The sequence below is a fragment of the Rhodococcus sp. BS-15 genome (genome assembly GCF_000813105.1).
In the GTDB taxonomy this organism is placed as follows: domain Bacteria; phylum Actinomycetota; class Actinomycetes; order Mycobacteriales; family Mycobacteriaceae; genus Rhodococcoides.
In genome coordinates this window covers 1-5,270 of record NZ_BAOX01000329.1, presented here as the reverse complement: position 1 = coordinate 5,270, position 5,270 = coordinate 1, and the positions used below count along the sequence as shown (strand labels likewise).

Annotated in this window: 7 protein-coding genes; 2 read left to right on the top strand and 5 right to left on the bottom strand. The window is 64.4% G+C overall.

The window, feature by feature from the left end; genetic code table 11:
• The 5 genes from RHBS_RS24115 to RHBS_RS24095 all read right to left on the bottom strand — a co-directional run.
• On the bottom strand, positions 1 to 1,058 hold a 1,058-nt coding region (locus tag RHBS_RS24115), incomplete at its 3' end, for an ABC transporter ATP-binding protein (protein ID WP_237669636.1).
• Positions 1,059 to 1,501: 443 nt separating this feature from the next.
• Positions 1,502 to 1,888, bottom strand: coding sequence for a 50S ribosomal protein L7/L12 (rplL, locus tag RHBS_RS24110; RefSeq protein ID WP_008713856.1), 387 nt, complete (start codon positions 1,886 to 1,888; stop codon positions 1,502 to 1,504).
• 90 nt (positions 1,889 to 1,978) lie between these two features.
• The gene (rplJ, locus tag RHBS_RS24105) at positions 1,979 to 2,560 is read right to left on the bottom strand and encodes a 50S ribosomal protein L10 (protein WP_008713855.1); all 582 of its coding nucleotides are present in this window, start codon (positions 2,558 to 2,560) and stop codon (positions 1,979 to 1,981) included.
• A 328-nt stretch (positions 2,561 to 2,888) separates the two neighbouring features.
• Complete coding sequence (locus RHBS_RS24100) at positions 2,889 to 3,365, bottom strand: class F sortase (RefSeq protein WP_228139272.1); 477 nt, start codon at positions 3,363 to 3,365, stop codon at positions 2,889 to 2,891.
• Positions 3,366 to 3,520: 155 nt separating this feature from the next.
• The gene (locus RHBS_RS24095; RefSeq protein WP_027498227.1) at positions 3,521 to 4,297 is read right to left on the bottom strand and encodes a CHRD domain-containing protein; all 777 of its coding nucleotides are present in this window, start codon (positions 4,295 to 4,297) and stop codon (positions 3,521 to 3,523) included.
• A 144-nt stretch (positions 4,298 to 4,441) separates the two neighbouring features.
• Here RHBS_RS24095 and RHBS_RS24090 point away from each other — a divergent pair, with 144 nt between their 5' ends.
• The gene (locus tag RHBS_RS24090; protein WP_045840763.1) at positions 4,442 to 4,975 is read left to right on the top strand and encodes an RNA polymerase sigma factor; all 534 of its coding nucleotides are present in this window, start codon (positions 4,442 to 4,444) and stop codon (positions 4,973 to 4,975) included.
• Positions 4,972 to 5,270 (top strand): hypothetical protein (locus RHBS_RS24085; protein WP_145977583.1); only part of this gene is annotated, 299 nt, incomplete at its 3' end. The genes RHBS_RS24090 and RHBS_RS24085, both read left to right, overlap by 4 nt.

The following is a 5,270-nucleotide window of genomic DNA, read 5'->3' as shown; positions in this document are numbered from 1 at the left end:
TCGTAACCCTGGTGGTCGTATCCCTGCTGGTCGTAACCCTGCTGCTGGTCTGCATACGCGGGGTAACGCTGACCCGGGTCGGTGGTGTCGAGGCTTTCCTGGATCGCAACCTGGGCATTGTGCGGCAGGGTGTGCATGATCTGGCGGACGCGCTCCTGCCTACGCCCGACGGCTTCGCGCACCGGAGTTCCGGGAGTGGCCTTCATCTGCGGCACGATGCCTTCGACGTCGTCGACGCCGCCGGCGTGGTGGCCGGCGTCGACCATGGCCTGCTCCTGCGCCATCTGCGCCTCGTCCTTCTCCTCCGACATGCCGATCGGACCGATCATCGTTCCGTTGAGGAACTGCTTGACTACCGGCTCGTCGCTCGTCAGGAGCACCTCGCGGGGGCCGAACATGACCAGCTGGCGACGGAAGAGCATGCCGATGTTGTCGGGCACCGTCCGAGCGAGGTTGATGTTGTGCGACACGATCAGGATCGTGGCGTCGATCTCGGCGTTGATGTCGATCAGGGTCTGCGAGATGTACGTAGTGCGAACGGGATCGAGGCCGGAGTCCGGCTCGTCGACCAGGATGATCTCGGGATCGAGAACCAGAGCGCGGGCGAGACCGGCGCGCTTACGCATACCGCCGGAGATCTCGCCGGGCAGCTTGTCCTCGGCACCGAGCAGACCCGTCAGTTCCAACTTCTCCATGACGATCTTGCGGATGTCGGACTCGGACTTCTTCGTGTGCTCGCGGAGCGGGAACGCGACATTGTCGTAGAGGTTCATCGAGCCGAACAGTGCGCCGTCCTGGAACAGCACCCCGAAGAGCTTCCTGATCTCGTAGAGCTCACGGGAGGAGCACTGCAGGATGTCGGTTCCGTCGATGAATATCTTGCCCTGTTCGGGACGCAGGAGGCCGATCAAGGACTTCAGGAAGACCGACTTGCCGGTACCGGAAGGACCGAGGAGCGCACTGACCTCACCCTTCGGCAGGGTCAACGTCACGTCCTGCCAGATCTTCTGTACCCCGAAAGACTTGGTCAATCCCTCGACCGAAACCTCGACTCCCACGCTGACCTCCACAATTCGTACACATCGACCCGGATGTGGGTTGTGTCACTGTATCCCATGCACGTGTCCGCACCGACACGGGAGCTTACCGCCCAGTAAGAACTTCCCCGAGTCAGGCTGTAGAGCTTGCATCAGTGTGGCTCATCTCACGCGACACGGTCGGCGACTCGCCAGAACTGTGACAAGTCCCTGCGTCACAAAGCTGTGACACGCCACAAACAATGACCGCCGAAACCCTTCGGAATGCTTTGGACTTCGGCGAAACCGAGTAAACAGGGGCACAAGGCCGGTGTCACGCGATTTGCAGGAGTCCGTGATCGATCACAACAGTGCACCCCGTGCGGTGTCCGAGAACAGAAGAAGGGCCGTCCCCACCGAGGTGGGAACGGCCCTTCTTGCGCTCGTGCGTTCAGAGCACGAAGCACGACTGCAACGAAGCGGTCCTACTTGACGGAGATCTTCGCGCCGGCAGCTTCCAGCTTCTCCTTGGCGGCGTCGGCTGCGTCCTTGGCAACCTTCTCCAGAATTGCCTTCGGAGCGCTCTCGACGAGATCCTTGGCTTCCTTCAGGCCCAGGCCGGAAACGACCTCACGGACGACCTTGATGACCTGGATCTTCTTGTCGCCGGCCGACTCGAGGACGACGTCGAACTCGTCCTGCTCTTCAGCAGCCTCGGCGGGGGCTGCGCCGCCGCCTGCAGCAGCAACGGCGACGGGGGCAGCTGCGGTGACCTCGAAGGTCTCCTCGAATGCCTTCACGAACTCGCTGAGCTCGAGGAGAGTGAGCTCCTTGAACTGGTCGAGCAATTCTTCGGTGCTGAGCTTCGCCATGGTGGCGGGTCCTTCCTGTAAGTACCTAACCGCTGATCCGCGGCATGGTGTTGATGGTGTGGAGCTGAGCTGTACGCCAATACCAGCGGATCAGCTTTCGGCGGGAGCTTCCGCCGGTGCTTCTGTTTCTGCAGGTGCCTCGGCTGCGGCGGGTGCGCCGGCAGCCTTCTTCTCCTGCAACGCGAACGCCAGACGCGCGAACTGCGATGCGGGAGCGTTGAACAGGCCTGCAGCCTTCGACAAGTTGCCCTTCATGGCGCCGGCGAGCTTGGCCAACAGGATTTCGCGCGACTCGAGGTCTGCGATCTTGTTGATCTCTTCCACGGACAGCGTTGCGCCGTCCATGTAGCCGCCCTTGACGATCAAGGCCTTGTTGTCCTTCGCGAAGGCCTTGATGGCCTTCGCTGCGTCGACCGGCTCGCCCTTGATGAATGCAATGGCGGTCGGTCCGACGAACAACTCGTCGAGGCCGGTAATACCTGCCTCGGCCGCTGCGCGCTTGACCAGGGTGTTCTTGGCGACGGAGTACGTGGCACCTTCGCCGAGCGCACGCCGGAGCTGAGTCAGACCGGACACCGACAGGCCACGGTATTCCGTGACGACGGCAGCCGTCGAACCCTTGAACTGTTCGGTGATCTCCGATACTGCTGAGACCTTTTCGGGCTTTGCCATACTTCGCCTCCTCTCGTGGGAAGTTGTGTCGATCGCGAGAGGGCCGGAAAACGACGAACGCCCCGGCGCAAGAAGCACACGGGGCGTGAACGAGCAGGCAGTCGCGAGGACTGCAGACAGGTTCCCTACCTCGTTCTCCTGCGTGGGCCGTCCGACACGATCTCGGACCTTCAACCGCGCAACTCCCGGAAGTGAATCCTTCGAGAAGGCGGTGACCAACGGTCTTGGGTAGAACTTGATTGGGCGGTCTGGACCGGAGTGCGAGCACTCGTGATCCGAACCGTTGTTCAGGTTACAACATACTCCGCGTCAACTCCAAAACGCTGGGCTATTGCCGCACTCCGTAGACGACGAGGTTGCGCTCGTAACTGCCCACCGAGGCGTCGAAGTCGCCCGAGCACGTGATCAGCCTGATCTCGTCGGTGGGCACCGCCCCGAAGACCTGCACCGTCGGGAACTCCACTTTGCCGTAGTCGCCGACCCGATCGATGCGGTAGTCGACTCGACCACCCGTCCCGTCCCCCACCGTCACGACATCTCCCGGTCGAAGCTCCGACAACCGATCGAACACTGCGGGACCGGTCGTGGAATCCACGTGCCCGGCCAGCACGGTAGGACTACCGATCACGCCCGGTCTGCCGCCGCCGGTGAACCACCCGACGTCGTCGTAGTCGCTCGGCACCTCCATCTCGCCGTTCTCGGTGAGACCCAGGCCGATCAACGGCTCGTCGAGGTCGATGGCCTCGACGCTGAGCCGGGTCGGTGCCTGCGCCGCGAAATCCGCCGTCGGGCCCGGTCCCGGCAAATCTCCAGCGGTCGAGGACTCGGTCGCTGGTGCGGCAGGTGGTACCGAGGTAGGTGTTGGTGCGGCAGGTGGTGATGGTGCGGCAGATGGCGGCGGTGCGGACGTACAGCCCGTCACCACCACCACTGCCGTAACAGCAACCAGGAGCCGAGATCTCAGCTGCGTGCCGTTCCGCTGCGGCGAGCAACCAACGTCACTCCCGCGATCGCCGTTGCACCCAGGACTACTGCGCCGAGGGCAACCGCGCCGACGACGGGCACCGCATTACTGGAGGCCGAATCGGACGCCGCGGCCAGAGCCGAACCGCCACCTCCGGTGGCGACGGAGCCGACCGGAATCTGCGTCAGCTGTCCGCGTACCGCTCCGGCCACGAAGTCGACGGTGTGGGTGTCGGCCGCGAAGCCCGCCGGATTTGCTTCGATCTGGTCCAGCGTGAATCCGGTTCCACTGTCGGCGTCGGCACCGGCCGGCGTCAGGCCGGTGGTGAACGGTCCCTGCATGCAGCCGGTGCTCGAACGTGGGCCGTCACCGATCGGCGTCGGGTTCGGGAACGCCAGACGCGGAGGTCCCGCAGCACCCGCCGCCGCCTCGTGAATGTGCGTGGCGGTCTTGGCCGGGCTCATGTAATCGCCGGTGACGCCGTCGAGCGCGATGTCGTAGCAGACGATGTCGAGATCGGAATTGATGCGCAGCGTGAACGTGCCCGTCGCGCCCGGCTGGCCCGGAGTGGCGACACCGTCGCCGTTCACCACCTGGTCGGGAGTTGCCATCGCGGTGAACGCGCTGGTGAACGAGTCCGGTTCGGCAACGGGGGTATCGGCACCGGCCGGGGCCGCGGTGAACAGCATCAGTGCAGCGGCCGTGCCGCCGACGACTGCGGTGGCGGTGCCGCGGACGGACATGGTCGGGCGGGTGATCGAGCGTCTGGTCATCTCGTGGGCCTTCCGTGGGAGTATCGGGCAGGCGAGCCCGTGCAGAGGTGTACGACGGTCGATGCCACGATGTTCAAAATTCGGTAAAGAAATACTCCAGTCTCGGATATGAACGTCCGGGGGTCCGTCGACGTAGTCACTGTCATGAGCATCGGGAGCGTGATCGAACTGCACTTCGACGTCGCTGCCGCGTACGACGAGCATGCGTCGGCCATGCTCGGTTTCGCCGTCAACGCACTGCGCGACCGAGCGCTTGCCGAGGACTGCGTCCAGGAGACGTTCCTTCGCGCATGGCGGGCCCGGTCCCGATTCGAGCCCAGCCGAGGAGCGCTGCGTACCTGGCTGTTCGCCATCGAGCGCAATGTGATCGTCGACGTCCAACGGTCTCTGAGCAGAATGCCGAAGCCGGCGTCGGAAAGGATCGAGGACCTCGACCGACGATCGGTCGCGATCTCGCGTGACACCAGTCCCGACGTGGACGAGCGACTGCGCATCATCGCCGCGCTCGCCCTTCTCTCTCCCGATCATCGGCAGGTCGTCGTTGCGGTGCACCTGGCGGGAACCACCTATGCGGAACTGTCCGAGTCGACGGGCGTTGCCGTACGAACATTGCGCACTCGCGCCTTCTACGCACTGAGGGCGCTGCGAGACCATCTCGACGGACAGGAGGAAGCATGAACGCCCGAGACGATCGCCGAGCCGAACTGATCGCCGCTGCCGTCGGCGACGACCTCGACGACACCGAGGCCGCCGAGCTACGCGAGCTCGCAGCATCCGATCCCACCGTCGACAGGGACATCGCCGAACTGCGCGCGCTGACCGGGACTCTCGGTCGTCGCGGTCCGACCGAACCGTGGCTCGAAGCATCGACGTCACCCGACCTCCGCGCCCGAGTTCTGGGTACGTCACCCGGCTCTGCGTGGCCACCCCAGCGGACACGTGGACCGCGCAGATCGGCCGGCCTGGCGGCCGA